This is a genomic window from Rhodopseudomonas sp. RCAM05734, assembly GCF_052658035.1.
The window spans coordinates 223072-249739 of the sequence record NZ_CP199742.1 but is presented as its reverse complement, the minus strand read 5'-3'; the positions used below and the strand labels follow the sequence as shown (position 1 = coordinate 249739).

General features: G+C 64.2%; 27 protein-coding genes and 1 pseudogene. 17 read left to right on the top strand and 11 right to left on the bottom strand.

Going from position 1 to position 26668, the window contains the following annotated elements:
* Positions 1-131 precede the first annotated feature (131 nt).
* The 4 genes from ACUXVA_RS01265 to ACUXVA_RS01250 are packed head-to-tail and all read left to right on the top strand — an operon-like array spanning position 132 to position 3770.
* The gene (locus ACUXVA_RS01265) at positions 132-608 is read left to right on the top strand and encodes a MarR family winged helix-turn-helix transcriptional regulator (RefSeq protein ID WP_265081899.1); all 477 of its coding nucleotides are present in this window, start codon (positions 132-134) and stop codon (positions 606-608) included.
* Complete coding sequence (locus tag ACUXVA_RS01260; RefSeq protein ID WP_265081900.1) at positions 605-2668, top strand: FUSC family protein; 2064 nt, start codon at positions 605-607, stop codon at positions 2666-2668. Before ACUXVA_RS01265 ends, ACUXVA_RS01260 begins: the two co-directional genes overlap by 4 nt.
* Positions 2665-2874: a DUF1656 domain-containing protein gene (locus tag ACUXVA_RS01255; protein WP_265081901.1), complete on the top strand. Its 210-nt coding sequence runs from the start codon at positions 2665-2667 to the stop codon at positions 2872-2874. Before ACUXVA_RS01260 ends, ACUXVA_RS01255 begins: the two co-directional genes overlap by 4 nt.
* Positions 2871-3770 carry an efflux RND transporter periplasmic adaptor subunit gene (locus ACUXVA_RS01250; RefSeq protein WP_265081902.1) on the top strand — a complete coding sequence of 300 codons (900 nt, stop codon included), beginning with the start codon at positions 2871-2873 and terminating at the stop codon, positions 3768-3770. Before ACUXVA_RS01255 ends, ACUXVA_RS01250 begins: the two co-directional genes overlap by 4 nt.
* Here the strand turns inward: ACUXVA_RS01250 and ACUXVA_RS01245 are convergent.
* The 3 genes from ACUXVA_RS01245 to ACUXVA_RS01235 form a co-directional block, all read right to left on the bottom strand.
* Positions 3767-4720, bottom strand: a complete 954-nt coding sequence (locus ACUXVA_RS01245) for an ABC transporter substrate-binding protein (RefSeq protein WP_265081903.1) — start codon at positions 4718-4720, stop codon at positions 3767-3769. The two genes, ACUXVA_RS01250 and ACUXVA_RS01245, sit on opposite strands and share 4 nt — an antisense overlap.
* 206 nt (positions 4721-4926) lie before the next feature.
* A complete protein-coding gene (locus ACUXVA_RS01240) occupies positions 4927-5913 on the bottom strand; it encodes a tripartite tricarboxylate transporter substrate binding protein (protein WP_445490470.1) in 987 nt (328 codons plus the stop codon).
* A 106-nt stretch (positions 5914-6019) separates the two neighbouring features.
* A complete protein-coding gene (locus tag ACUXVA_RS01235; RefSeq protein WP_445490468.1) occupies positions 6020-6922 on the bottom strand; it encodes a LysR substrate-binding domain-containing protein in 903 nt (300 codons plus the stop codon).
* A gap of 113 nt (positions 6923-7035) precedes the next feature.
* Here ACUXVA_RS01235 and ACUXVA_RS01230 point away from each other — a divergent pair, with 113 nt between their 5' ends.
* Both ACUXVA_RS01230 and wrbA read left to right on the top strand, forming a co-directional pair.
* Positions 7036-7734 (top strand): pirin family protein, encoded by a 699-nt coding sequence (locus tag ACUXVA_RS01230; RefSeq protein WP_445490466.1) that lies wholly within the window; start codon positions 7036-7038, stop codon positions 7732-7734.
* A 45-nt stretch (positions 7735-7779) separates the two neighbouring features.
* A complete protein-coding gene (gene wrbA, locus ACUXVA_RS01225; RefSeq protein ID WP_265081907.1) occupies positions 7780-8379 on the top strand; it encodes an NAD(P)H:quinone oxidoreductase in 600 nt (199 codons plus the stop codon).
* A gap of 38 nt (positions 8380-8417) precedes the next feature.
* Here the strand turns inward: wrbA and ACUXVA_RS01220 are convergent, their stop codons facing one another.
* A complete protein-coding gene (locus ACUXVA_RS01220) occupies positions 8418-8909 on the bottom strand; it encodes a flavin reductase family protein (RefSeq protein ID WP_445490464.1) in 492 nt (163 codons plus the stop codon).
* 77 nt (positions 8910-8986) lie between these two features.
* Positions 8987-10237 (bottom strand): styrene monooxygenase subunit StyA, encoded by a 1251-nt coding sequence (gene styA, locus ACUXVA_RS01215; RefSeq protein WP_265081909.1) that lies wholly within the window; start codon positions 10235-10237, stop codon positions 8987-8989.
* 105 nt (positions 10238-10342) lie between these two features.
* On the opposite strand from styA, the gene ACUXVA_RS01210 reads away from it, so the two are divergent.
* The 5 genes and pseudogenes from ACUXVA_RS01210 to ACUXVA_RS01190 all read left to right on the top strand — a co-directional run bounded on the left by ACUXVA_RS01210 (position 10343) and on the right by ACUXVA_RS01190 (position 15438).
* A complete protein-coding gene (locus tag ACUXVA_RS01210; protein ID WP_265081910.1) occupies positions 10343-11272 on the top strand; it encodes a LysR family transcriptional regulator in 930 nt (309 codons plus the stop codon).
* A gap of 162 nt (positions 11273-11434) precedes the next feature.
* The gene (locus ACUXVA_RS01205) at positions 11435-12001 is read left to right on the top strand and encodes a DUF2478 domain-containing protein (protein ID WP_265081911.1); all 567 of its coding nucleotides are present in this window, start codon (positions 11435-11437) and stop codon (positions 11999-12001) included.
* Positions 12002-12338: 337 nt separating this feature from the next.
* Positions 12339-13346 (top strand): TRAP transporter substrate-binding protein, encoded by a 1008-nt coding sequence (locus ACUXVA_RS01200; RefSeq protein WP_265081912.1) that lies wholly within the window; start codon positions 12339-12341, stop codon positions 13344-13346.
* 197 nt (positions 13347-13543) lie between these two features.
* A complete protein-coding gene (locus tag ACUXVA_RS01195; protein ID WP_265081913.1) occupies positions 13544-14119 on the top strand; it encodes a TRAP transporter small permease in 576 nt (191 codons plus the stop codon).
* Positions 14120-14146: 27 nt separating this feature from the next.
* A pseudogene (locus tag ACUXVA_RS01190) lies at positions 14147-15438 on the top strand (TRAP transporter large permease).
* 54 nt (positions 15439-15492) lie between these two features.
* Here the strand turns inward: ACUXVA_RS01190 and ACUXVA_RS01185 are convergent.
* The 5 genes from ACUXVA_RS01185 to ACUXVA_RS01165 all read right to left on the bottom strand — a co-directional run bounded on the left by ACUXVA_RS01185 (position 15493) and on the right by ACUXVA_RS01165 (position 20018).
* Positions 15493-16272, bottom strand: coding sequence for a FadR/GntR family transcriptional regulator (locus tag ACUXVA_RS01185; RefSeq protein WP_265081914.1), 780 nt, complete (start codon positions 16270-16272; stop codon positions 15493-15495).
* Between the two features lie 79 nt (positions 16273-16351).
* Positions 16352-16879, bottom strand: coding sequence for a hypothetical protein (locus tag ACUXVA_RS01180; protein ID WP_265081915.1), 528 nt, complete (start codon positions 16877-16879; stop codon positions 16352-16354).
* A 439-nt stretch (positions 16880-17318) separates the two neighbouring features.
* Entirely contained in the window at positions 17319-17816 is a 498-nt protein-coding gene (locus tag ACUXVA_RS01175) for a YbaK/EbsC family protein (protein ID WP_445490459.1), read from the bottom strand.
* A 25-nt stretch (positions 17817-17841) separates the two neighbouring features.
* On the bottom strand, positions 17842-19131 hold the full coding sequence (locus tag ACUXVA_RS01170) for an O-antigen ligase family protein (RefSeq protein ID WP_265081917.1): 1290 nt from the start codon (positions 19129-19131) through the stop codon (positions 17842-17844).
* 11 nt (positions 19132-19142) lie between these two features.
* A complete protein-coding gene (locus ACUXVA_RS01165; RefSeq protein ID WP_445490456.1) occupies positions 19143-20018 on the bottom strand; it encodes an amidohydrolase family protein in 876 nt (291 codons plus the stop codon).
* A 458-nt stretch (positions 20019-20476) separates the two neighbouring features.
* Between ACUXVA_RS01165 and ykgO the strand changes: the two genes are divergently transcribed.
* From ykgO to ACUXVA_RS01150, 3 genes are all read left to right on the top strand, one after another.
* Positions 20477-20602 (top strand): type B 50S ribosomal protein L36, encoded by a 126-nt coding sequence (gene ykgO, locus ACUXVA_RS01160; protein WP_143575353.1) that lies wholly within the window; start codon positions 20477-20479, stop codon positions 20600-20602.
* Between the two features lie 117 nt (positions 20603-20719).
* Positions 20720-21364 (top strand): tetratricopeptide repeat protein, encoded by a 645-nt coding sequence (locus tag ACUXVA_RS01155; RefSeq protein ID WP_265081919.1) that lies wholly within the window; start codon positions 20720-20722, stop codon positions 21362-21364.
* A gap of 194 nt (positions 21365-21558) precedes the next feature.
* On the top strand, positions 21559-23841 hold the full coding sequence (locus tag ACUXVA_RS01150; RefSeq protein ID WP_445493380.1) for a mechanosensitive ion channel family protein: 2283 nt from the start codon (positions 21559-21561) through the stop codon (positions 23839-23841).
* A gap of 93 nt (positions 23842-23934) precedes the next feature.
* On the opposite strand, the gene ACUXVA_RS01145 is transcribed toward ACUXVA_RS01150, so the two are convergent.
* The gene (locus ACUXVA_RS01145; protein ID WP_265081920.1) at positions 23935-24117 is read right to left on the bottom strand and encodes a hypothetical protein; all 183 of its coding nucleotides are present in this window, start codon (positions 24115-24117) and stop codon (positions 23935-23937) included.
* Positions 24118-24276: 159 nt separating this feature from the next.
* Between ACUXVA_RS01145 and ACUXVA_RS01140 the strand changes: the two genes are divergently transcribed.
* The 3 genes from ACUXVA_RS01140 to ACUXVA_RS01130 all read left to right on the top strand — a co-directional run bounded on the left by ACUXVA_RS01140 (position 24277) and on the right by ACUXVA_RS01130 (position 26582).
* Complete coding sequence (locus tag ACUXVA_RS01140; protein WP_265083562.1) at positions 24277-25044, top strand: DUF3750 domain-containing protein; 768 nt, start codon at positions 24277-24279, stop codon at positions 25042-25044.
* Positions 25045-25117: 73 nt separating this feature from the next.
* Positions 25118-26080 (top strand): alpha/beta fold hydrolase, encoded by a 963-nt coding sequence (locus tag ACUXVA_RS01135; protein WP_265081921.1) that lies wholly within the window; start codon positions 25118-25120, stop codon positions 26078-26080.
* Positions 26081-26153: 73 nt separating this feature from the next.
* Positions 26154-26582 carry an OsmC family protein gene (locus ACUXVA_RS01130; protein WP_265081922.1) on the top strand — a complete coding sequence of 143 codons (429 nt, stop codon included), beginning with the start codon at positions 26154-26156 and terminating at the stop codon, positions 26580-26582.
* Positions 26583-26668 lie beyond the last annotated feature (86 nt).

Genomic DNA, 26668 nt, shown 5'->3' with positions numbered 1-26668 from the left:
CAGCCGTTGAGCTTAACTTGCCGACCGGCGTCGCACAGGTGGTCGGCGACCTCTTTGCAACTCACCAAGCTGTGAATGCGGATCCGGAAAATTAGATAGCATCCTAATGATTAGCGCCCTATTAGATTGGCATGGTCACATCGATTTCCACCGCTCAGGCCGAATTGGGGCTTCTGGTCGCGCGTCTGGCGCGGGTCTGGCGCCGCAAGGTCGACCAATCCCTGGCGGCCCACGGCCTGTCCGAGGCGACGTCCCACCCGCTGCTGATCCTGTCGCGTGGCGGTAAATGCGTGCGGCAGGGCGTGCTGGCCGATGAGATGGGCATCGAGGGACCCTCGCTGGTTCGGCTGATCGATCTGCTGGCTGCTGAAGGTCTGGTGGAACGCCGCGAGGATCCCACCGACCGTCGCGCCAAGATGCTGCACATCACGGCGCTCGGCGAAGCCAAGACCGCGGAAATCATCCGAGTGCTGACCCGCCTCCGTGCCGATCTGCTGAAGGATGTCTCTGCCGACGACCTAGCCACCACCTTCGAGACGCTGCGCAGGATCGAAATGTCGGCGCTCGATGCGCTCAAGGCCGCCGAGGAAGCGGACGTGCCGCGATGAGTGCGGTTCGTTCCCGGTTTCTGGTCCGCCACGCCGACATTATCTTCTCCATCAAGACGTTCGTCGCAGCGATGATGGCGCTGCTGATCGCACTCGCGATGGACCTGCCGCGGCCTTACTGGGCGCTGGCGACGGTTTACATCGCCTCGCAACCCTTGGCCGGCGCCACCCGCTCTAAGGCGTTCTTCCGCGTCGCTGGTACTCTGATCGGCGCCGCCGCCAGCGTGGCGCTGGTGCCGAACTTCGTCAACGCGCCGGAACTGCTAAGCTTGGTCCTCGCGTTGTGGGTCGGGTTCTGCCTTTACATATCCCTGCTCGACCGCTCGCCGCGCGGCTACATGTTCATGCTGGCGGGCTATACTGTAGCGCTGATCGGCTTTCCATCTGTGTCCGATCCTGCGGGCATTTTCGACGTGGCATTGGCGCGCAGCGAGGAGATTATCCTCGGCATTCTCTGTGCCAGCATCGTATCTACCATCGTGGTGCCGCGTAGCGTCGGGCCCGCGGTGGCGAGCCGGGTTGATGCCTGGTTGGCTGGCGCGCGGCATCTGAGCCAGAGCGTGCTGTCCGGCCATGGCACGGACAGAGCGACGCGGGACCATCGGTTGCGGCTTGCCGCCGATGTCGTCGAAATCGACACGTTGGCCTATCACCTGGCCTATGACCGCAACGTCACCCGCGACATGCCGCGCTGGCTGCGCGCACTACGCTTGCGCATGCTGATGCTGCTGCCGCTGTTGTCGTCGATTGGCGATCGCATCGACGCGCTTGGCGACGACGCACGCACGTCGCAGCCGCGGCTGATGAGCTTGATCGACGATCTCGGCCGCTGGCTGGCCGACGACGATACCGATCGCGCGCCCGCCGATCGGCTGCGCACCATGATCGCCGCGCAGCAGCCGAAACTCGATTCCAGTTCGTCGTGGGACCAGATCATGATCGCGAGCCTGCTGATGCGGTTGCGCGAACTGGTCGACATTTCTGCGGACTGCCGGATTCTTAACCAATGCATTGCCACAGGAGCGCGCCCATCGGGCGCCAGGCTCGGATTCCAGCCGGAGGCAGGCGCTGCGCCGGTCAGCCATGTCGATCACGGCATGGCGCTGTGGTCCGCGGCAGGCGCCATCCTGGCCATTCTGTTGTGCTGCGCGTTCTGGATCGCCACGGGCTGGGTCGACGGCGCCTCGGCGCCGATGATGGCCGCGGTCGGGTGTTCGTTTTTCGCGCAGATGGATGATCCCTCGGTCGGCTTGCGAAACTTTGCCAAATGGACGCTTGTTTCCATGGTCGTCGTCGCGGCCTACCTGTTCGCGATCCTGCCGGGCATTTCCAACATCGAAATGCTGATCGTGGTGCTGGCGCCGCCATTCCTGGTCTACGGCTATCTGATCGGGCGTCCATCCACCTTCTTTATCGGCATGATCCTCGCTGCCAACACCGCCAGCCTGATGGCGATCCAGGCCGCCTACAGCGCTGATTTTTCCAGCTTCGCGAATTCCAGCATCGCCTTCTTCGTCGGCACGGAAATCTCCACGATCACCATCCTGCTGGCGCGCTCCGTCGGCGCGCAGTGGAGCGTGCGGCGACTGATGCGCAGCGGCTGGATCGCGCTGGCGCAGGCTGCCGAGCGTCGCGGCAACCACGATCGCGCCGCCTTTGCAGGGTTGATGCTCAATCGCATCGGCCTGCTGGCGCCGCGGCTGGCTGCGATCCCGGACAGCACTCTGCGCAATGTCGACAACCTTCGGGAGTTGCGCGTCGGCCTCAATATCGTCGACCTGCGCCGCGCCCGCCACGGCCTGTCGCCCCGAACGCTAGTTGCGATGGATGCCATGCTGGACGAACTCGCCGTCGATTTCCGCAGGTTCGATGGCGGCGCCATGCCGGATGAGCTGCTGGTCCGGATCGACCATGCGCTGGCCGGGGCGATGACCGAAACCGGCGACGCGGTGCGCGACGCGCTGATCGGACTGGTCGGTATTCGCCGTGGCCTGTTCCCGCAGGCGCCGGCCTATCAGCCGGAAGTGCGGGGCGTTCTGCCTGGGAGCGCCGCTGCATGAGATATGAATTCGACCTGTGCGGCCTCCTCGTGCCGGCTCTGCTGGTCTGGCTCGCCGTCACCTACGTCATTGGCGCATTGTTGCGTCCCCTGCTGGAACGCAGCGGCCTGTATCGATTTGTCTGGCATCGCGCGCTGTTCGATCTCGCTTTTTACGTCTGCCTGCTCGGCGGCGTGGTTTACCTCTCGTCCGGATTGCTGTCATGAAGACGTCCATTTCCTTCATTCGCCGGTTCGCCGTGACCTTTCTGATGGTCGTCGCAGCGCTCGCGGTCGGTCGCTATTTGTGGGTCTACTACATGGACGCGCCATGGACCCGCGACGGCCGGGTGCGCGCCGACGTGGTCACAGTGGCGCCGGACGTGTCCGGTCCGGTCTCCGAAGTGCTGGTCAAGGACAATCAGAAGGTGAAGCGCGGGGATGTCATCTTCCGCATCGACCGCGTGCGCTTCGCACTGGCATTGCAGCAGGCGCAGGCGGCAGTTGCTGGCCGCCACGCCATGCTCGACCAGGCCGACGCCGACCTGAAGCGTTACCAGGAGTTGACCACCACCGCGGTGTCGCAACAGAAGCAGGAGCAGGTGCTGGCGACCCAGCTGCAGGCCAAGGCATCCTACGACCAGAGTCTCGCCGACCAGGCGGTGGCCCAGCTCAATCTGGATCGCACGGAGGTGCATGCTCCCGTCAACGGCACGATTTCAAATATGGATCTACGGCCCGGTGCCTATGTTGCCGCGGGCAAGGGCGTGATGGCGCTGGTCGATAGCGACACCCTGCATGTCGATGGCTACTTCGAGGAAACAAAACTGCCGCGCATTCACGTCGGCGATGCCGTCACTGTTCACTTGATGGGCGACTCCGCCAGGCTTACCGGCCGGGTCGAGAGCATTGCCGCCGGCATCGAGGATCGGGAGCGTGCGGAGGGCAGCAACCTGCTCGCCAATGTGACGCCGACGTTCAGCTGGGTCCGTCTCGCGCAACGCGTGCCGGTGCGCATTGCGCTCGATGCCATTCCGCCCGGCGCCGTACTGGTCGCCGGGCGTTCCGCCACGGTGGAGATCCTGCCGAAGGACGGCATCAGCGTAGCGAAGCTGTTCGACTAGTTCGATGCCGGCGCGGCTTGCGTGAAGCTGCGATCTACGGACTTGCTGACGTCGACCTGCTTCGCGAGAATTCCGTAGCGAGTCGCGCGATCCGCCGCTTCCTGGAATTCCTTGACGACCGCGTCATCGATGGCGATCGGCCGTGTGTCCTGCGCCTTGTAGGCTCGCGCCAGCACGTCTTCCGGCAGCTTGGTCAGTTCGGCCGTGCTTTTCGCATATTCATCCAGATGGCTGCGCGACCACAAGCGCGCCTTGTCGAGCCGTTGCAACAGGTCAGCGACCGCTTCGCGTTTGGTGGCAATGGCCTGGTCCGAGGCGACGACGAAGGTGAGCGTCGGAGTGAGGCCGGTGCCGTCGGCGACCACCCGCGCATTGTCCTTGAGCACCGCATAGGACACGTAGGGCTCCCACACGGCCCAGCCGTCGATCGAGCCGGCCACCAGCGCTATCTTCGCATCGACCGGACCGAGTGGCGCGAAGGTCGCGTCCGATGTCTTGTAGCCAGCCTTCTCCAGCGTCGCATCGATCAGGAACTGGCCCCAGCCCCCACGCGTGCCGGCGAGGCGCTTGCCCTTGAGGTCTGCGGCGGTCCGGATAGAGGAATCGTTGCGCACCAGAATGGCTTGCGTATCGGCATTGGCGCGAGTGCCGCCGATGACCTTGATCGGCGCACCCGCGGCGTACACCGTGAGGAAGGAGAGATCGCCGGTATAGCCGACATCGAGCACGCCGGCATTGAGCGCTTCGAGGATCGGCGCCGCAGCGGGAAACTCCGACCACTGGATCTTATAGGGGATGTCCTTTGCTAGACCGGAAACTTCCAGCAGCGATCGATTGCCGCCCTTCTGGTCGCCGACGCGCAGGGTGACGGGATCGGCGGCCAGCGCGGAGGTTGCCATCGCGATGCTGATCGTGGCGGCCAGCAGCGCGGACGAATTGAAGCTCTTCATGATGATTTCTCTGATGCGATGACGTGCATCAAGGCTACGCGCGCGCACCGTTCAGTCAATGAAATGGCTGACTGAAGTTATGCAGACGCGAACAACGAATGCATCGTCGTCGACGGCGACGCGAAATTTTTCCGCTGTATGGGGCTCTCGTGTCTCGGCGAAGCCACGCCAGCGTCGCCGCACCCCTCCCGGCATGACGGCGGGAGCTACTCCACCTTGCCGATCTTCTTCACCGCCGCGATCAGGCGCGCGCTGTCGGCCGCGACGAATTTTGTGAACTCCGGTGCGTCGAGATAGGCAACAGGACTGCCGGCGGCCTCGAAGGTCTTCGTTACTTCGGGCGACTTGACAGCCTGCGCCATCGCCTCGCGCAGCCGCGTCATGATCGGCGCCGGCAACGCCGTCTGTGCGAACAGGCCGGCCCAGATGTAGAATTCGACATCCTTGTAGCCGAGCTCCCGGAACGTCGGCAGGTCGGGAAAACTGGCGACGCGCTCGGCGCCCCAGTTGGCCAGCACGCGCATCTTGCCGTCATCGACCTGCTGCTTCAGCGTGCCGGGCGCGGAGGCGACCGCCTGCACGGTGCCGCTCAGCAGCGCCGTCAGGGCAGGGCCTGCGCCGCGGAACGGCACGTGCAGCAGCTTGATGCCGGCGCTGGAGGCGAACATTTCCATCGCCACATGCAGCGTGCCGTAGGGGCCGGAGGAGCCGTAGGGAATTTCACCCGGCCGCCGCTTCGCATCGTCGACGAGATCCTGCAGCGTCTTCCACGGAGCCGAGGCCGGCACCGCGAGCAGGGTGGGATCGGCGAGTACGCGGGCCACCGGTGCGAATTGCGAAACTTCATACGACACCGGGCGATCGAACAGCCGGTCGGCCTCCGGCAGCACCGCCAGCGAGGACAGCGTCATCAGCAGCGTGTAGCCGTCCGGCTCGGCGCGCGCGGCCGCGGCGTTGCCGACCGAACCGCCGCCGCCGCCGGCACGGTTGTCCACCAGCACCGGCTTGCCGAGGATGCGTTCCAGAGCCAGCGCCACCGGGCGTGCGGCGAGGTCCGCCTGTCCGCCGGCGGGAAACGGCACGATGATGGTGATGTTTCTGGATGGCCAAGCCGCCTGGGCGCGGGCTGCCTCGCCCCATGCGGCAATCAGCGGCGTGGCGACAGCGGCTTGCAGGATCTCGCGACGATTCATCGACGAAGGCCTCCCCTATGATTTTATTTTTATGGGAGGAGGGTCGCGGGAAAGCGCGCGATCGCAATGGTGCTCTTGCTCTCCCGAGAGACGAGGGTGGGAGGTGCTACGGCTTTTTCGACAGTTTAGTCGCCAGGAACTCGATCAGCGCGGTGACGCGGGCAGGGCGCGGGCCGCCGGGCGGCGTCACCAGATAGACGCCGCTCGGTGCCTGCCACCAGTCGGTCATCACCGCTTCGAGCTGGTTCGCTGCCAGCGCCTTGCCGACGATGAAGTCCGGCAGGTCGGCGATGCCCAGTCCGGCGAGCAGCATCGGCAGCAGCGCCTCGCCGTTGTTGACGCGCAGCGGCCCGGCCGGCCGCACGCTGGCCTGTTCGCCGGCGGCGTTGCTGAACTGCCAGAGTCCGGGCGTCAACTGGTAGGCGTAAGCCAGGCAGCGATGACGCGCGAGATGCATCGGATGGGTCGGGCGTCCCCAGCGTTCAAGATAGGCGCTGGACGCCACGAGGTAGCGCGGCATCGCGCACAGCCGCCGGGCGATCAGCGAGGAGTCCGGCAAAGAGGCGATGCGGATTGCGGCGTCATAGCCTTCGCCGATCAGGTCGATGGTGGCGTCGCTGAGGTTGAGGTCGATGGCGACGTCCGGATAGGCCGCGAGAAACTCCGGCAGCAGCGGCGCCACCACATTGGTGCCGTAGGTCATAGGCACGGCCAGCCGTACCAGCCCGCGCGGCGCCGCCGATTGCGCCAGCGCCTCGTTCTCCGCTGCCTCGCCGTCCGCCAGCGGCTGCGTTGCCCGGTCGGCCAATGACCGACCGGCGTCGGTCAGCGCCAGCCGCCGCGAGGTGCGGTTGAAAAGCCGGGCGCCGAGCCGTTCCTCGAGCCGGGTCACGGCCTTGGAAACGGTGGCCTTGGACAGCGTCAGTTCGGCGGCCGCAGCCGCGAACGAGCGCAGCTCCACCACCTTGGCGAATATCGCCAATCCTTCGAAATCGGGGAGCTTGGACATAGAACTTCCCTTAATGACGATTTTTGAAACAATGAGTTTCAATCATTTCTATTTATGCGCCATCGGGGCCGGCTTATCCATACATCCAACATGTCACCCACGGAGATTTCGTCATGATCGAACTTCGACCTTTCAACAAGCTCGGCGGCGCCGACCACGGTTGGCTCAAGGCCAAACACCATTTCTCGTTCGGCAGTCACTACGACCCCGACAATATGGGGCATGGTGCCCTGCGGGTCTGGAATGACGACGAGATCGCGCCGAACACCGGCTTCCCGGCGCATCCGCACGCCAACATGGAAATCATCACTTACGTCCGCGAGGGCGCAATCACCCATCAGGACAGTCTGGGCAACAAGGGCCGCACCGAGGCCGGCGATGTTCAGGTGATGAGTGCCGGCACCGGCGTGCGCCATTCCGAGTACAATCTCGAGCCCGGCACGACGCGGATCTTCCAGATCTGGATCGAGCCCACTGAAGAGGGCGGCCAGCCGTGCTGGGGTGCCAAGCCGTTTCCGAAGTCGGATCGCTCGGGCAGTTTCGTCACCATCGCCAGCGGCTTCAAGGACGATACCGATGCGCTTCCGATCCGCGCCGATGCGCGGGTGCTGGCGACCACGCTGAAGGCCGGCGAGAGCGCCGAGTATCAACTCGGAAAGACCCGCAACGGCTACCTGGTGCCGGCGGTGGGGGCCATCGAGATCAACGGCCTGCGCGTCAATGCCCGCGACGGTGTCGCGATCCACGACGAGGCCGTGGTGAAGATCACCGCGCTCGAAGATTCCGAACTCGTGATGGTCGACGCGGCGTAGCGACGACCGACACACTCAACCAACCCACACCAACAGGAGACCAAAATGGCAAAAGTACTCGTTCTCTATTACTCCGCTTACGGCCACATCGAGACCATGGCGAACGCCGTCGCCGAGGGCGCGCGCGAGGCCGGCGCCACCGTTGACATCAAGCGCGTGCCCGAGCTGGTGCCGGCCGATGTCGCAAAGGCGTCCTATTACAAGGTCGACCAGGCGGCGCCGATCGCCACCATCGACGACCTCATAAGTTACGACGCCATCATCGTCGGCACCGGGACCCGCTTCGGCCGCATGGCTTCGCAGATGTCCAACTTCCTCGATCAGGCCGGCGGGCTGTGGGCTAAGGGCGCGCTGCACGGCAAGGTCGGCGGCGCGTTCACCTCTACCGCGACGCAGCACGGCGGCCAGGAAACCACCTTGTTCTCCATCATCACCAACCTGCTGCATTTCGGCATGACGGTGGTCGGCCTGAACTACGGTTTCCAGGGCCAGATGAAGCTCGACGAAGTCACCGGCGGCTCGCCCTATGGCGCCACCACCATTGCTGGCGGCGATGGCAGCCGGCAGCCCAGCGAAAACGAGCTGGCCGGCGCCCGCTACCAGGGCAAGGTGATCGCCGAGACCGCCAAGAAACTGCATGGCTGATGCGAACGGGGCGGCGTTCTCGACCGCCGCCCCGTTTCTCATCCTGATGGGATTCCCGGCATGCCGATGCCATGATGATAGCGGCTGCCGAAGAACAGCAGCGGCGCACTGTCGCGATGATCGCAGGCAAAAACCTCGCCAATGAACATGGTGTGGTCGTTGATGCCGATCTCGCGAACCACGCGGCAGGCAAAAAAGGCCAGACATTGCGGCAGGCGCGGCAGGCCTTCCTTCAGGTCGAACGCCGGGCGCAGATGCGGGTCGGGGTGTCCTGCGAAATGCGACGACAAAGCTGCGGCGCCGTCAGGAAGGACATTCACGGCGTTGCGACCGCTTGCCGAGATGGCTGCATGGGTGCGGCCGGGAGCGCTGAGAAACAGAACGGTTGGCGGTGACAGGCTGACGGTCACAAAGCTGTTGGCGGTCATGCCGCACAACTGCTGTGCCTCATTGAACGCCGTGATCACCGCCACCCCTGTGGCAAAACGCGACGCGGCCAATCGGAAGGTTGCCGGTTCAACCCGCGGCATGCGCTGATGCTCCAGCTTCAAAGACGCTGCATTGCAGGGAGGCTCCGACGTCATCATGACGCGCATCGGCCTGTGATCTACGCGGCCGCCGTTCTGGCGTCCGCCGGCATCGACATGCGTTCGATCCATGCCTCGATCCGGTGCGGGGTCGAGATGCGGTCCCACTGGCGCTCCGGATAATTGAAATTCTCGGTGAATTCGTCAGCGAGCGCCTTGTTGTGCGCCATGGTGCGGAGGAGCAACCCCAACGCGGGCGACGGCGGCGCCAGCATCATGTTGGTCCAGCGCGATGCCGCCAGAACCCTGTCCTGACGGCGCAAGTCGACTTTTTCGCAGAAGCGGGCATCCAGTGCATCGCTCCTGACGATTTCCTCGCCGAGGACGAAGGCGGCATAGGACGCCATGTTGGCCCCCTGGCCCATCATGGGATCGACCACCGAATGCACATCCCCAAGCGCAATGGCGCACTTGCCGTCGGGAAACTCGACCGTGGTGTTGCGCACGGTCGGCACGACGCCGCCCTGTAGCAGGTCCTGCTCCTGCGCCAGATCGAACCGGCCGGTGTCGATCCGGTCATAGGTGCTGGGGTGATGCTGTTCGAGCTTGGCCAACAGAACCTCAAGAAAGTGCCTGCGGTCCTGCGCGTAGCTGAGCGTGGCCAACTCCTCCATGCCGGCGTTCGGCACATTTTCCATCAGCAGTGCGGTGGCGGCACCGTCGAAGGTGACGGTGGGAATGACGATCATCTCGCCATGGCCCGGCGACACCGACAGCGTCACATTCATCGGCGATGGATGCCGCACGCCCTTGTACAGGCCGACACAGAGGCGGCGCTGCGGTTGCGAATAGGGCGTATGTTCAGGGCGCCAGGAGAACAACTGGCCGATGGCCCCCTTGCCCGTGGCCACCACCAAGAGCTCAAAGCGTTTCACAAGCGGGCCGATATCGTCTTCCTCGATGCGGCGGTATTCGATCTTGCCGCCGCGCCGCATGAAATCGTCCATCAGTGTCGGCAGATAGATCCGGTAGTCGACGGCGCGGCTTGGCTTGCTGAAGTCGCCGCGGAAACGCAGTGGCTCAGGAAAATTGAAGTCGTGGTTGTGATACGTGTAGGACAGCTCCGGCTTCGACCAGTGGCCGATTCCGAGATAGTCCTCCCTGTCGATCGTGACGTGGTGATGCGCGACGGTGTTGATGAGTTGTGCGCTGCGATAGGCCTGCGGCTCGCGGTCGGTGATAAGGGTGGCATCGACGCCATGCTTCTGCAGATAAAGGGCAAGATGCAGCCCGCCCACGCCGGCACCGACGATGCCAATTTCCCGTCTCATGGCTCTCCCCCGCTGTCGCTTTGTGATTGGCGTGAGGCTAGGTCAGCGCTTGACGCGCGTCCACGGAATGAACAGGATATGATTTATCCCAGACGAGAATAGCTGATGGATCGCCTCGATTGCCTCAGGGTGTTCGTGCAGACCATGGAAGCCGGTAGCTTCTCCGGCGCGGCCAGGGAATTGGGCCTGGGACAGCCTGCGGTGAGCAAACGGATCTTGCTGCTTGAGAAAGAATTCGGCTCCCAGCTTTTCCTGCGCAACACCCGAAAGCTCACGCCGACCAGCGAGGCGCATCGGATCTACGACCTGGCCCGGCAGGTTCTGGCGTCCTTCGAACTGGCGCGTGCGAGTATCAAGGAAGCCCCTGCAAGGCCGTCCGGCACGCTTCGGCTTGGCGTCCCGTCTTCGTTCGGCCGGCATTTCATCATGCCGATTGTCGACAAATTTCTGCGCACCCATCCGGACGTCCGCGTCGATATCCGCTTCAGCGAGCATCCCCTCGACCTCATCGAGGAAGGCCTTGAACTGGCCCTGCGGATCGGCCCGCTCGAATCGAGTTCGCTGATGGCGCGCCGGGTCGGGACAGTGCAGCACTTCCTGGTGGCGACACCGACCTATCTTGGACGGCGACCGCGCCCCGTCGTTCCCGATGACCTGAAAGCGATGGATTGCATCGCCTCGTCGCGGCTCTGGCCATTCTCCCGGTGGAGCTTCGAATCCGAACTCGGACGTCATGTCGTTGATGTGTCCGGTGCGATCGTCGTGGACGATGTCGACGCCATGAAGCAGGCAGTTCTGCGGCATCTCGGCGTCGCCGTGCTCCCCGCCTGGAGCGCAACGGGGGCGATCCGGCGCGGCGACATGGCGCTGCTGTTGCCGGACTATACCTTGCCGACCATGCCCCTGCACGCCGTCTATCCGCAAACCAAGTGGATGTCCCTGCGGGCCCGTAGTTTCCTGGATCTGCTGGCGGCACGATCATTACGCTTCGGCGTGGACGGCGACGGCGTGTCGGCCGAAGCGGCGTTGTCGTGACCGGGATGGCGGGAACCGCCCGGAAGCGGCTGCAGGCGACGGCGCCGCACTGGATGGGCCGGGGCCTGTGCCGGGACGGCGGGTGCGAGTTGCGTCGCCGGAGTGTCGCCAGTGCCGACCATCGGGTGTAGGGTCGGGCGATCCGAATGTTGAAGGCACCCGATGCGTGAACCGCCTGCCAAACTCGCCGCCCTGGTCTACGAGCGGGACCAAAATCCCGACGCGTTACTGCGCGATTTCGCCGCCGACCTCGGCCGGCGCGGCTTTCGCGCCGTCGGGCTGGTGCAGACCGGCGATCAGTCCGGCGCTGCGCCGCAACTCTCGGCCACGCTGGTGCACAGCGGCCAGCAGGTGCGCCTGTTCCAGGATCTCGGCCCCGCCGCTAGCGGCTGCATGCTCGACGTAGGCCAGCTGCTCGACGCCGGGGTTCAGGTGGCCGATGCCATGGATGCCGGCGCCGATCTCGTGATCATCAACCGGTTCGGCCGGCAGGAGCGCGAAGGCAAGGGTCTGTCCTACCTGATCGAACGCGCCCTGAGCGCCGATGTCCCGGTTGTCATCGCCGTCGCCAGCAACAGGACGTCCGCCTGGGACGAGTTCGCCGGCACCCTCAGCGTGGTGGTTCCTTGCGAGCGCGCTGCGCTGGAGCAATGGTGGGACGCGGTGTCGACCCCGGCTGCCGCCGCGCCGGCGGAGAGCAGCCGCGGCCTCGCGGAAGCCCTGAAGTAAGCGCCCGCCCGCTCGCCCTCATCTCCGCCGCGTTGCACCGTCGGCGCTCGTTACGACGTGTTGAACTTTAGTTCTGCGCGCATCGCGGCGCAGCCGCTTGCCGGCCTGCGACCTTGATGCTAGATGTCGGGTCATCGTACAACTTTCACGTCGCCGCGATCTCCGATCAGCAGTCGACGTGCAAAGCTCGACAGGAGTTCATTCCACGCCCGCCCGCTCTATCGCATGGACGGACCCGTTCAGCGCTCCTACACTGACAACAAGATCGACCCCAAAGGGGCGAACCATAACCGGCCGCAATGTGCCGGAGCAGAAATTCACAGGGAGGATTTCGTCAATGAAACGCAGAGATGTCGTCAAGGCCGGCCTGGCCACGCTCGCCGTCGGAGCCACCGCCGGCCTCGGTCGCTTTACGCCCGCACTCGCCCAGACCAAGATGGTCATCAAGGCCGCCGACGTTCATCCGCTCGGCTATCCCACGGTGGAATCCGTGGTCCGCATGGGCAAGAAGCTGGAGGCGGCGACCTCTGGCCGGCTCTCGGTGCAGATGTTTCCTTCCATGCAACTCGGCGGCGAGAAGGAAATGATCGAGCAGGCCCAGGTCGGCGCGCTGCAGATCGCCCGCATCTCGGTCGGCGCGGTGGGTCCGGTCGTCGATGACGTCAACGTCTTCAACATGCCGTTCGTATTCCGCGACGCCAAGCATATGGAAGCGGTGCTCGACGGCGATATCGGCAACGAGCTGCTCAACAAGATCACCGCCAACGAGAAGACCGGTCTGGTCGCGCTGGCCTGGATGAATGCCGGCTCCCGCAACATCTACAACAGCAAGCGGCCGATCAACGGCATTGCCGACCTCAAGGGTCTCAAGATCCGGATGATCGGCAACCCGCTGTTCATCGACACCATGAACGCGCTGGGCGGCAACGGCATCGCGATGGGCTTCGATCAGGTCTATAGCGCGATGCAGACCGGCGTGGTCGATGGCGCCGAGAACAACCTTCCGTCCTTCGTGGCGCAAAACCATTACCAGGTCGCGAAATACTTCTCGATGACCGAGCATCTGATCATTCCGGAGCTGCTGGTGTTCTCGAAAGCGTCCTGGGACAAGCTGTCCAAGGATGACCAGGCACTGGTCAAGAAGGCGGGGCGCGAGGCGCAGGCCGAACAGCGCGTGCTGTGGTACGAGGCCGAGAAGACCGCGCTCGACAAGATGAAGGAAGTCGGCACCCAGATCGTCATGCAGATCGACAAGAAACCGTTCCAGGAAGCGGTCAAGCCGGTCTGGGACAAGTACGGCGCCAAGTATGCCGAGATGACCAAGCGCATCGCCGCGGTGGGATAACGCTCCGGCAGTGCCACACACCCATTTGTCGTCACCCGGCTTGACCGGGTGACCCAGTAGACACAGACGTTTGCGTCTACTGGATCGCCCGGTCAAGCCGGGCGATGACAGTGGAGATTTTGGTCGCCCGTATCGAGCCATATGAGGGGCAGCTTTTCATATGGAGGTCCACGACTTTGTGCCTTGCTTGAGGTGTCATGTCCGACGTTCTGTCAAAATCCCCGGTCATCTCGCACCTGCATGATGAATCGGCAAGCCACGGCGCGGCTCGCGCCTTCCGGCGTGCGATGAATGCGGTGTACTGGACCGGGGCGGTGTTTTCCTGCGTGGCGCTGGTGGCGATTTCGGCCATCATCCCGTGGGCGGTCTACACCCGCTACATCCTCAACAGCGCGGCCTCCTGGCCCGAGCCGCTGGCCGTGCTGCTGACCATCGCCGTCACCTTCATCGGTGCCGCGAATTGCTACCGGCAGCGCATTCATATGAACATGACGGTCGGCACCAACCTGCTGTCGCCGCGCTTTCGCGTTCACGCGGCCTTCATCAGCGAATTGCTGATGGGCGTCATTGCGCTGTTCATGGTGATTTGGGGCATGAAGCTGGTCAACGCGACGTGGGGCAATTCGGTCGACGAGTTTCCCTTCCTGTCGGTCGGCATCACCTATCTGCCGATCCCGCTCAGCGGCGCCATGATGTTCCTGTTCGTGCTCGAGCGACTGATCATCGGGCCGCCGCCGCAGGACGGCAGTGACGCCCATATCGCGCTCGATTGATCTTCCTACCAGATAGAAAAGACTGACATGGACATCGCGGTTCTGCTTCTCAGCATGTGTCTGTTCTTCGCCGTCGGCATGCCGATCGCGTTCGCGCTCGCTCTGGCCGCGCTGGTCGGCGCGCTATGGATCGATCTTCCGGTCGCGGCCGTCATGCAACAGCTCTCCAGCGGTGTCGGCAAGGTCTCGATGCTGACGGTGCCGTTCTTCGTGCTGGCCGGCGCCATCATGGCGGAAGGCGGCATGGCGAAGCGGCTGGTCGATTTCGCCGCCGTCGTGGTCGGCTTTACGCGCATTCGCGGCGGCCTGTCGCAGGTCAACATTCTCGCCACCACGATTATGTCAGGCATTTCCGGATCGTCGGTCGCCGATACGTCGGCGATCGGCTCGGTGATGATCCCGCAGATGGCGGCGCAGGGTTATCCGCGCGTGTTCGCCACCAACGTCACCATCAGCGCGTCGGTGCAGGCGATCCTGGTGCCACCGAGCCACAACGCGGTGATCTATTCGCTGGCGACCGGTGGCGTGGTCTCGATCACCAGTCTTTTTTGGCCGGCATCGTGCCGGGCCTGCTGCTCGGCTTCTCGATCATGCTGCTGTGCCTGTATTTCGCCTATCGCGACGGCCATCCCAAGGGTGAGCCGGTCCCGATCCGGCAGGCGATGAAAATGCTCGGCGACGCTACCTGGGGCATCGTCACGCTGGTCATCGTGCTCGGCGGTATTCTCACCGGCGTGTTCACGCCGATCGAGGCGGGCGCGGTGGCCTGCGTCTGGGCCTTCTTCGTGACCATGTTCATCTACCGTGACTACAAGTGGTCGGAATTGCCGATGCTGACCTATCGCACCCTGCAGACGGTAGCGATGGTGCTGACGCTGGTGGCGACCGCATCCTGTTTCGGCTATGTCGCGGCGGTGATGCAGATGCCGGCCCATATGACGGAATTCTTCGTGGCGATCTCCGGCAACAAATACGTGCTGCTGATGTGGCTCAACATCATGCTGCTGGTGCTCGGCACCGCGCTCGATCTGGCGCCGCTGCTGCTGATCTGCACGCCGATCCTGCTGCCGGTCGTGAAGAATTTCGGCATCGACCCCGTGCATTTCGGCATCGTCATGCTGCTGAACCTCGGCATCGGCCTCCTCACCCCGCCGGTCGGCACCACGCTGTTCGTGGGGTGCGCGATCGGAAAAGTCTCGGTGGACGAGGTGATGCGCGGAATCTGGCCGTTCTACTACGTGATGTTCGCGGTCTTGATGTTGGTGACCTACGTGCCGTGGTTCTCGATGGCGCTCCCGCATGCGTTCGGGTTCAGGTGAAAAGCTGTCGTCCCGGTAGCTCACTTGCCCGGGACGACCGTTGATCGGCTGGCGCTAAACTTCGACCGCCAGTTGCCGGTAACGTTCCTTGCCGTTCACCAGATGACGTCGCATGGCATCGCGGGCCTTGCGCGGGGAATGGGCGCTGATCGCGTCGAAGATCGCCTGGTGTTCCTTCTGGACGCTTTCCAGGTAGCGCTTTTGCAATTCCGCCTTGCCGTCGAAGGTGCGGATGCTCTGGCGCGGGATAATCAGGCCGCCGAGAAATTCCAGAAAGCCGACGAAGCGCGAATTCTGCGTGGCGATGGCGATGGCGAAATGGAAGTCGAAGTCCTCCTTCACCGCGCGATCGCCATTCTCGATGGCGCGGGTGAAGGTGGCGGAGGCTTTGGCGATGGCCTTGAGCTGTGGAGCGGTGGCGCGCTCGCTGGCGATGGCCGCGGCCTCCATCTCGATAGCGGTGCGCAGTTCTAGAATTTCGATGACGCTGTTCAGCGAGCCCAAGCCGTCGGGGTCGATCGCATAAGGCTGCTGCGTCGGGTCGGCGCCGACGAAGGCGCCTGCACCCTGCCGTGTCATCACCAGGCCGCGGGCGCGCAACGCCGAAATCGCCTCGCGCACCACAGTGCGGCTGACGCCCATGGCCGCCATCATCGCCTGTTCGGTCGGCAGCCGCGCGCCGGCTGGAAGCTGGCCTTCGGCGATTTGGGCCGCGATGCGCTCGACCACTTCCTCAGTGCGGCGCCGCACCGGGGTCAAGGGACGCAGCAGATCGGGGCGGGCCGGCTTGCGGTCGCGGCGGCGCGCCGGGCTGGGTCGGTCTTGTACTGTCATCGTACAACTTTGCTAGCATCGCCCCCGGCGAGGTGCAAGGTTGCGGATGGCCGCCAAACGGGGCGCCTGCTCCGGGCGTTCAGGTGGTCGCGGCGGCGGCAGCGCCTCGCAGGTCGCATTCGACCCAGGCGCCCTTGATGGCAAACCGCTCGAACGGCGAGGCGGCCACGGCCGCTTGCAGCGGCGCGAGGAAATGCGCATCGGCGGGGCTGCGCAGGTGAAACAGGACGTGGTGGGCCGACATGGTATTCCGGGACAGCCAGACGATCCCGGAGAATAGTTCGACCAGCAGTTGGCCATAGCCTGCGAGGTCGGCTTCGCCGAAATCGTAGGTCGGCGATACAGTCATGAAGCGCGCCCGCAGCACCGGACCTTCGAATTTGTGCATCAGCAGTTTGTTGACCTGGCAGAATGCGTGCGGCACCGACCCGTCATAGAGACCGTAAAGCCCTGCCTTGTGGGCGCCCTGGGCCATCAGCGGATCGAGCGCTGCGAAGGGGCCTTGGGAAAAGCTCGAAAAATCCTCTTCGAGGCCCTCGGCGGCCCGCCTCCACTGCGACTTCAGCGACGCCCAAGTCTTCTCGGCATCGATCGGCAGAAGCCGCATGTTGAAGTCCCCCGATCCACGGCAGCGCGCCACCCGGCGAGACGATAATGTGCGCCGGTCAATATAAGTATAACGCTGCGCAGGAGAAAAGCGCGACCAGATGTTGGGCGCTGTCGATATCGGGTAGGCCGGGATGGGGCGCGTTAAGCGCCGGCGCCGGGCAGGCTGGCTGCGGCGATCGCGACGATGGCGCTCAGAAACCGCCATGTACGGGTCAATTGGGAACGGGGGGCAGGGCTTCGGGGTCTCATGACGATCATTCCGGCTGCGCAATCCACTTCTGGCTGCGGGACGACGCACGTCCATTGCCGTCAAAATCATGCGTGCGGGAGCCGCTGTCGAGACCGCCGGGAAAATAGCAACAGGCGCACCGTTTCGCGCCAAAGCGCGCTGCTATTGTTTTCTTTTCGCGCCCGCAGGCGGTGGAAACATTCCCCGCCTACGGCGCCGCCGGTAGGTCGTCATTCCGCGTGACGGGGTCCTGGCAGACGTCGACCCACGCGGCGCCGACCAGTTCGGCCATCCGCGACGGCGGGATCCGTACCGCGCTGTTGGCCGAGCCCGCCGCCGGCAGCACCTCGTCGAAGGCCTTCAGCGAGACGTCGCAATAGACCGGCAACGGCGTCGCCAGCCCGAACGGGCAGACGCCACCCACCGGATGCCCGGTCAGGGCCACCACCTCGTCGGCCTCGAGCATGCGCGGCTTGGCGCCGAGCGCGGCCCTGGCCTTTTTGTTGTCGAGGCGCGCCGTGCCCTTGGTGACCACCAGCACCACGCGGTCGCCGACCCGCAGCGACAATGTCTTGGCGATCCGCGCCGGTTCGACGCCGAACGCCTCGGCGGCCAGCGCCACGGTGGCCGAACTCCGCTCGGAGACGAGGACGGCGATGTCAGGAGCGTGGCTCGCGAAAAATGCGCGGACGGACTCAAGGCTCATGCGGGGATCCAGGCTCGTTTGTTCTTCACCGGGAGTCCGCAGTGGCCGTCGGCAGTCGTTCCATCGCAGCTTCGGTCGCATCTGGCTGGCGCGCTGTCTGCGTTGCTGCGCTGCGCACCACCGATCCCAGAATGCCGACTGCCAGGCAGTACAGCATGCCCTGCGTGACCTGGGAGATGTGGCTGTTGAACAGCGAGCCGAGGAAATTCTGAACCACCACCGCCAGACCGAGGACGCTGGCCATGTCGCGCCCGAGGAACATCTTCGCGTGGACGGCCCACATGGCCAGCAGGACAAGGCCGCCGAGCAAACCGATCTGCAGGGTTACGTGAAGAAACTGATTGTGAGGATCCGCGACCGCTTCGCCATAGGGAGACGGACGCGAGGCTTCCATCGATTGATACAGCGGCCTGATGCTGCCGGTGCCGTGGCCGAGCAACGGCGCTTCCTTCACGAAGATCGCGGCCTTGTTCCAGAAGTCGATCCGGGACGCCGTGGATACGGTTTCCTGGGCGCCGGCGCTCGCCTGCTGGATATCCGTCGCGATTTCGGCGATCCGCCGTTGCGCGCCCGGGGACATCCACAACGAGAGCGCCGCAATGACAACGGCGCTCGCCCCGACAAGCAACGCGCGGCGCCAGCCATTCAACTGGACGAGAAACAATGCCAGCAGCACGCCGGCGACGAGCATGCCCGTCTTCGAGATGTAGATCAGAAACACGTTCGCGAAAAACAGCAAGGCAAGCGCGATCATCAGGATCGCGCGGCGGCTTTCTCCGCGTTGCCAGCCTTTGACCGCGGCGAATGCAAGGCCAAAGGCGCACAGGGAAAAGCACTCGCTCTGGACTGCATTGTCCTTGAAGGGGATGCCGGGCGTCTTGAACCATAACCCGGGGCCGGTCGGCCACAGCATCGTCACATAGGAGATCGCCAGAATGACGATGCAGGATGTCAGGAAGCCGTAGCCGATCTGGATCGCCTGTTTCGGCGTGATGCACGTCGCCATCATCAGCGGAATCAGCAGCAGCTTGGCGTAGGGCCCGACCCATTTCAGGGCGGGGCCGATCGGCTGCATCGACCACGAGACGCCAACGAGCAGAAACGCGAACAGCAGCAGCGGTATCCACGCCGCCGGCGCCCGCAGTGTCTCCATCAGACGATCGCGATCCAGCGTCAGCAAAGCGAGCACCGCGAGAATCGAGACCGCTATGGCTTGCCCGCTGGTCGTGAACGGCAGCATGAAGGCCGTGGCCACCGCGGCGCAATGCCTGGCGACCAGCAGCTTTTCCTGGATTCCCTGCGTCGTCGTGACCATGTCGTCTTTCGTCATATGCCGAGCAGTTTGCGCGCGTTGTTCTTCAGCACCTTGGGCCGGATCTCGTCGCGGATCTCGAGCTTGGCGAAGTCGGCCATCCAGCGGTCCGGCATGATCACCGGCCAGTCCGAACCGAACAGCATCTTGTCCTGCAGGATCGAGTTGATGTAGCGCACTAGGATCGGCGGGAAGTATTTCGGCGACCAGCCGGACAGGTCGATGTAGACGTTCGGCTTGTGGGTCGCCACCGACAGCGCCTCTTCCTGCCAGGGGAAGGAGGGATGCGCGAGAATGATCTTCATGTCGGGGAAATCCACCGCGACGTCGTCGATATACATCGGGTTCGAATATTTCAGCCGCATCCCCATGCCGCCGGGCATGCCGGAGCCGACGCCGGTCTGGCCGGTGTGAAACAGCGCGATGGCGCCGGCTTCCTGGATCGCCTCGTACAGCGGATAGGCCATGCGGTCGTTGGGATAGAAGCCCTGCATGGTCGGGTGGAATTTGAAGCCCTTGATACCGTAATCGGCAATCAGGCGGCGCGCCTCGCGGACGCCGAGCTTGCCCTTGTGCGGATCGATCGAGGCGAACGGGATCAGCACGTCGGCGTTCTGGCGCGTCAGTTCGATCATTTCGTCGTTGTTGTAGCGGCGGAAGCCGGTCTCGCGCTCGGCGTCGACCGGGAAGATCACCGCGGCAATGTTTTTCGCGCGGTAATAGGCTGCCGTCTCGGGAATGGTCGGCGGGTGCTTGTGCGGCGATTTGAAATATTCGGCCATCTGCGCCTGGAAATCGTCGTAGCCATCGTCGCCATGGCAGCCGCAGGGCTCCTCGGCGTGGGTATGGATATCGATGGCGACGAGATCGTCCGTATTGAGCAGCCGCATGCCCGATATTCCTCACATGGCGCCTGGCGCGGGGTTGCGCTGCATTAACAAAAAGCTCCGGGCATTGAAAGGTTAGGGGGACCCGACCGGCCGGCGAGATTTGTGTGCGGATGTCCTGCGCGAAGCGCCGAATCCGGTTCGCTGTCGGTCACGGCGTAGCCCTGTGCGTCGGCGCAGGTGAGGTCACGGTCGAGCGTCGAGTCGGGAGGCGGAGCGGCGCCGCACTCGCCTTTTTGTGGATTTCTCGCCCGGGAAATGGAAAATGGTGCCTGGGGTGGCCGCATACCGCAGGAATGACCGGACAATGTTGCGCGACGGGTCCCGGGCGGATTGACAGTCCGGCGCGCAATGGCTTAGAAACCGCCTGTCTCGGGCGGCCAAGCTGCCAGCGGGACCAAAGCCCATTTTGCCACTTTCGGCCTGTCCAACACGGCCTTTCAAAAGATCAGGATTGTCCCATGAAGGTCCGTAACTCGCTGAAGTCGCTGCGTGCTCGCCATCGCGACAACGTTCTCGTCCGCCGCAAGGGCCGCGTCTACGTGATCAACAAGGTTCAGCGTCGTTTCAAGGCCCGTCAGGGCTGATTGCGACCGCGTCCGGTATGATCGGCTGCCTCCGGGCGGCTTGAAAACCTGCTTCATCACGGCTGTGTGACGGTACTGCTGCTTTGCAGCGCAATTTTTCGCGTCTACACTTTCCGGATGACGTTCAGATTCCCAGCGGCAGGTTTTGGAATTGTCGTGCTCGCGGCATTTGCTGCCGCGCCGGCTTGCGCACAGGGTCGGGATCCGCGGGTCACGCCACCCACGGAGCAGAAGAAGCTCCCGGAACCTCCCGCCAAATTACCAAAGGTCGGTGCCGACCGCACCCGCGGCCTGGATTTTCTGTTCGGGGCGCTCAAGGTCGCGCCCGACGAAGACAGCGCCAAGCATGTCGAGGCACGGATCTGGGCGCTGTGGACCCAGACCAGCAGCGACACCACGGCCCTGCTGATGATGCGCGCCAAGGCAGCCATGGATGCCAAGCAGGTGGATGTGGCGCTGAAACTGCTCGACGCGGTCGTCAAGCTGCGCCCGGATTACATCGAGGGCTGGAACCGACGGGCCACGCTCTATTACCTGCAGAACGATTACACTCACTCGCTGCATGACATTGAGCAGGTGCTGGTGCGCGAGCCCCGGCATTTCGGCGCGCTGGCCGGTCTTGGCATGATCATGCAGGAACTGGGCGACGAGAAGCGCGCCCTCGACGCATTCCGCAAGGCACTGGCGATCAACCCGCACCTCGAAAAGGTGCCGGAACTGGTCAAGACCCTGACCGAGAAGGTCGAAGGCCGCGACATCTGAAATTTAACGATTTCAATGGCATATCACCCCTGCAATTGATCCCCGGGGTGTCCGCGGCGAATTGCCAAGACATCGTCGCCTTGGAACCAAACTTCCGACACATCAAAACGGCCACTAGGGCCATCCCATACCCCTTGGAAGGGAACCTCGTGGCGCCCAAATCCCTGCCGCTTCTCGCTTTGCTATGTGTGCTGATGGCCGCTCCTGCGGCCGCGCAGACCGCCGCGCCGGCGCCCGCCCCCAGCGCCGATTCCCTGACGCCGGAGCAGGCCAGCCGTGCGCTGGAGACCTTGCAGGACGACGGCAAGCGCGCCCAGATGATCGACACGCTGAGGGCCATTGCCAAGGCGACCCCGGCGACACCGGCGGCGGCGAAGCCTGCCGCGCCGCTGGCGCCGGACAGCCTGGTCGCGCAATTGCTGCTCGCGGTTTCCGAACAGGTCAGCGATCTCGGGCGTGAGATCGATGCTGCGGCACGTTCGGTGGTGCGCTTCCCGGCGCTTTGGTATTGGCTACAGAGAACGGCGCAGGACCCCGAGACCTATCAACTCCTGTTCGATATTGCGTGGAAGCTGGCGCTGGTTTTCAGCAGCGCATTCGCGGCCGAATCCCTGGTGTGCCGGCTGCTGCGAAGACCACAGCAACTGCTTGAGGCCCGGATTCCCTATGCGGCGCGCGCACCGGTCCAGGTTCTGGAGCGGATCGATCCACCATCCTCGACGGCGGATATCAGCGAGGTGCCGGATCTGCAGCGGCGCCATCGCAGCCTGACCCGTGCGTGGCAATCGCTGGTGCGGCTGCCGTTCGTCCTCGGCCGGCTGGCGCTCGAACTGCTGCCGGTCGTGGTATTTGCGGGCGTCGTCGTCATGCTGCTCGGCACCGGGATCGGCGACGCCGGCATCGCGCGTCTGGCGATCCTCGCCATCGTCAATGCCTATCTGATCTGCCGCGCCATCGTTTGCGTCGTGCGGTCGCTGTTCGGTCCGCTCGGCCTGATTACGCTGCGCGAAGAGACCGCGGCCTATATCGAGATCTGGACCCGGCGCATCGCGACCGTCTGCGTCTCCGGAATTGCACTGGCCAATATCGCATTGCTGCTCGGATTGTATCGCGGGGGCTACGATGCGCTGGTGCGGCTGGTGATGCTGGCCGTGCATCTGCTCGTGGTCGTGGTCATCCTGCAGTGTCACAGGCAGGTGGCGGGAGCGATCCGTGCGCCGGAGGGACGCATTGGCGTCATGGCGATGCTGCGCAATCGCTTCGCCGGGATCTGGCACGTGCTGGCGATCGCTTTGGTGCTCGCATTGTGGGCTGTCTGGGCGCTGCATATCAAGAACGGCTACGCGCTGCTGCTGCAGTACTTCGTCGGGACGGTGATGGTCGTCGCGGCGGCCAGACTGACTCTTGTCGTTCTGCTGGGCCTGATCGATCGCGGCTTTCGTATCCAGCCCGAAATCCTGCAGCGTTTCCCCGGCCTGGAGGCGCGCGCCAATCGCTATCTGCCGTTGCTGCGCCAGGTCGTGTCCGGCCTCGTCGGCACGATCGGCCTTGTCGCACTGCTCGAGGTGTGGGGCATCGATGCCATCGTCTGGTTCTATGGCGGTCAGGTCGGTGGGCGCGTGGTGTCGGCTGTGGTGACCATCGGTGTTGCCGCGCTGGCTGCCGTCGCGGTGTGGGAGGGCAGCAATGCGCTGATGGATCGGCAACTGGCGTTGCTGACGCGCAATTCGCATTTCGCGCGCGCGGCGCGGCTGCGCACGTTCCAGCCCATGCTGCGCACGACGTTGCTGTGTGTGATCGTCGCCGTGGTCGGGCTGACGGCGCTGAGCGAGATCGGCGTCAACGTGGCGCCGCTCTTGGCCGGCGCCGGCATCGTCGGTATCGCCATCGGCTTCGGTTCGCAGAAGCTGGTCCAGGACGTCATCACCGGCCTGTTCCTGCTGCTCGAGAACACCGTGCAGGTCGGCGACAATGTCACTGTGTCGGGCCTGTCCGGCGTCGTCGAGAACGTCTCGATCCGTACCATCCGGCTGCGCGCCGGCGACGGTGCGGTGCACATCGTGCCGTTCAGCGCGGTGACGACCATCACCAACGCCAGTCGTGGTGCCGGCAACGCTGCTGTCAGCGTCAATGTCGCCTACAAGGAAGACACCGACCGCGCCGGGCAGGTCCTCAAGGAGATTGTCGCCGAGATGCGCGGCGAGCCGGAGTTCCGTCAGGCCATCCGCAGCGATCTGGAATTGTGGGGCGTCGACAAGGTGGACGGATCGATGGCCTCCATCGTCGGGCAGATCCGCTGCACCGATTCCGGACGTTGGCCGGTGCAGCGCGAGTTCAACCGCCGCATGAAGCGCCGCTTCCAGGAAAACGGCATCGAGATTGCCAGTGCCGGGCAGACCATTCTGATGCAGCTTCCCGCGCCCGAGACCGACGACACCGCCGAAGCTCCCACCTCGCGGCGCCGGGCAACCGCCTGAGGGCTGATCTTCACCGGCATGTTCAACGCCCGGCGCGTGTCCGAAGGTCGAGCACAAGGACCCGGACAAGCCGCCTGATCGGTCGGCGAACCGCTAATGCAGCGCCTTGCCGCTGCCGCGTTTGATATTGCAGGGAATCGCAGCCGCATAAAGCTGCTGCAATTCGGCTTCCAGCTGCTCGTTGACCAGCAGAAGCGCTTTCAACGCACCGTGGATATCGCCGTTGCAGGCGGCGATAATTTCATCGATCGCGACGTCACTGGGCGCGCGGGCCATCGAACATTCTCCGATTTTTGTCAGGATCATTTTCCGATTTTATTGGGAAGATATTACGGCAAGGCGCCCGGCGACCCTGTGGATAGCGTGGATAGCTTCGGCCGGCTGCATGGCGACCATCGGCCGCGGCGCGGTGGTGAAATCGGGCGCGATCCCCATATGGGGCGGGTTGCTTCATTTGGGCTGCCAGCGGTGAGAAAAATCGTGATCGTCCTGTTGCTTCTGCTGGTGGTCCCCATCGGCGCCTCGGCGTTGAAATACTGGTTTGGCGATCGTTCGGTTGATTGGCAGAGCGCCGACCGCTCAAGCGCCGGGCTGCTGCCCCAACCGGCCGCGCATCCTGAAGCCCTGGTGCGCGTCTTCGCTGCGCGCACCGTGCGTTGGCGCGGCATCTTTGCGGTTCACACCTGGGTAGTGGTCAAGGAGCGCAATGCGCCGCGCTACACCCGCTATGACTACACCGCGTGGGGCGAGCCGATCCGCGTCAACGGCTTCGCGGCCGATGGCCGCTGGTTCGGCGACATGCCGGAGGCGCTCGCCGCTGCGGATGGCCAAGCCGCCGAAGCCATGATCCCGAAAATCCGCTCGGCCATCGAAAGCTACAAGCTGCGCGCCTATGGCGACTACCGGGCGTGGCCGGGGCCGAATTCCAACACCTTCGTTGCCGCCGTGCTGGCGTCGGTCCCGGAACTGAAGATCGCATTGCCGCCGACCGCCATCGGCAAGGACTATCCCTGGAGCGGCGATGCCTTTGGCCGGACTCCGTCCGGCACCGGCCTGCGCGCCACCCTCGGCGGCTATCTCGGCGTGACCGTCGGCTGGATCGAAGGCATCGAGGTCAATTTTCTCGGCGCGGTGTTCGGCGTCGATATCCGACGTCCGGCGCTCAAGCTGCCTGGAATCGGGCGCCTCGGCCTAGCCGCGTGATCCGGACCGCCGCGAAACCGATCTGCCGTCGCTGCGTAGCTGAAGCGTGCGCAACCATCCCCGGATCATATCGATGATAGCGATCTGCCTGATCGCCACGCTTGCCGCGCTGGCGTTGATCACCCAGGCCGGCGTCGCCGTGCTGGAGCGGAAATATCCAGCTCACAGCCGCTTCGTCGATGTCGCCGGCGGGCGGATTCACGTGGAGGATATCGGCCCGCGCGATGCCGCCGGTCCGCCGATCGTGCTGATCCACGGCGCCACCTCCAGCCTCGAGACCATGCGCTTTCCGCTCGGCGACATGCTGGCCAGAAATCACCGCGTGATCCTGATCGACCGGCCCGGACTCGGCTGGAGCAGCCGAGACGATCTGAAAAATTCGTCGCCGGCGATTCAGGCGCGCATGATCGACGAGGCACTGGGACAACTCGGTATAGAGTCCGCCGTCCTTGTGGTGCATTCGCTGGCCGGCGCGCTCGGGGCGTTGATGGCACTGGACTATCCGCAGCGCGTCGCCGGGCTGGTGATGCTGGCCGGCGTCACCTATCCTTGGCCGGGCGGGGTCGGCACTTACAACGACGTCGTCACCACGCCGCTGATCGGCCCGCTGCTGGCCTACACCATCACTTTGCCGCTCGGCTATTTCCTGATGGAGCCCGGTGCCCGCAGTGTATTCCGGCCGCAGGTCATGCCCGAGGGATATGTGCAGCAGACTGCGACGCCGCTGGTGCTGCGGCCGCGAACCTTCCTGGCCAATGCGTGGGATCTGGTGACGTTGAAAGCCGCGGTCACCGAACAGGCGCCGCGCTATGGCGAGATCAAGGTGCCCACCGTGGTGATATCAGGCGATGCCGACACCACGGTGTCACCGCAGATCCATTCCCGCCGCTTCGCCGCGACCGTGCCACATGCCCGGCTGATCATATTACCTGATGTCGGTCACATCGTGCAGAATGCTGCGCCCGATCTCGTTGTCAGCGAGATCGAAGGCATGATTGCCGCCGCTGACACACGACCGACGGCAGTGCTGCGGTAGCATTCCTTTGGCACTATCCGCCGCCTCAGGCGTTGAGGTCGCGTCCATCCACACCCATCCCATGGAGTATTGCATGACCACGACTTTCGGTTCAGCCAAATGGCAGGGCGGCATCAAGGACGGCAAGGGCGCCATCTCGACCAAGAGCGGCGCGCTGACGGATTATCCCTACGGCTTCGCCAGCCGCTTCGAGGGCAAGCCCGGCTCCAACCCCGAAGAACTGATCGGTGCGGCCCACGCCGCCTGTTTCACCATGGCGCTGTCGCTCATTCTCGGCGAGGCCAAGCTCACCGCCGAGCAGATGGAAACCAAGGCCGACGTCACTCTTGAGAAAGAAGGCGACGGGTTTGCCATCACCAAGGTGCACCTGACGCTGTCGGCGAAGATCCCCGGCGCCGACAAGGCAAAATTCGACGAGTTGGCGGCAAAGGCCAAGGCCGGCTGCCCGGTCTCGAAGCTGCTGAAGGCCGAGATCACGCTGGACGCGACGCTGCTGGGCTAAGCCGCCCAACCTCTGCTCGGCTGTCGTCGCCCGCGAAAGCGGGCGACCCAGTAAACACCATCGTCCCGGTTTTATCACGGGCATCG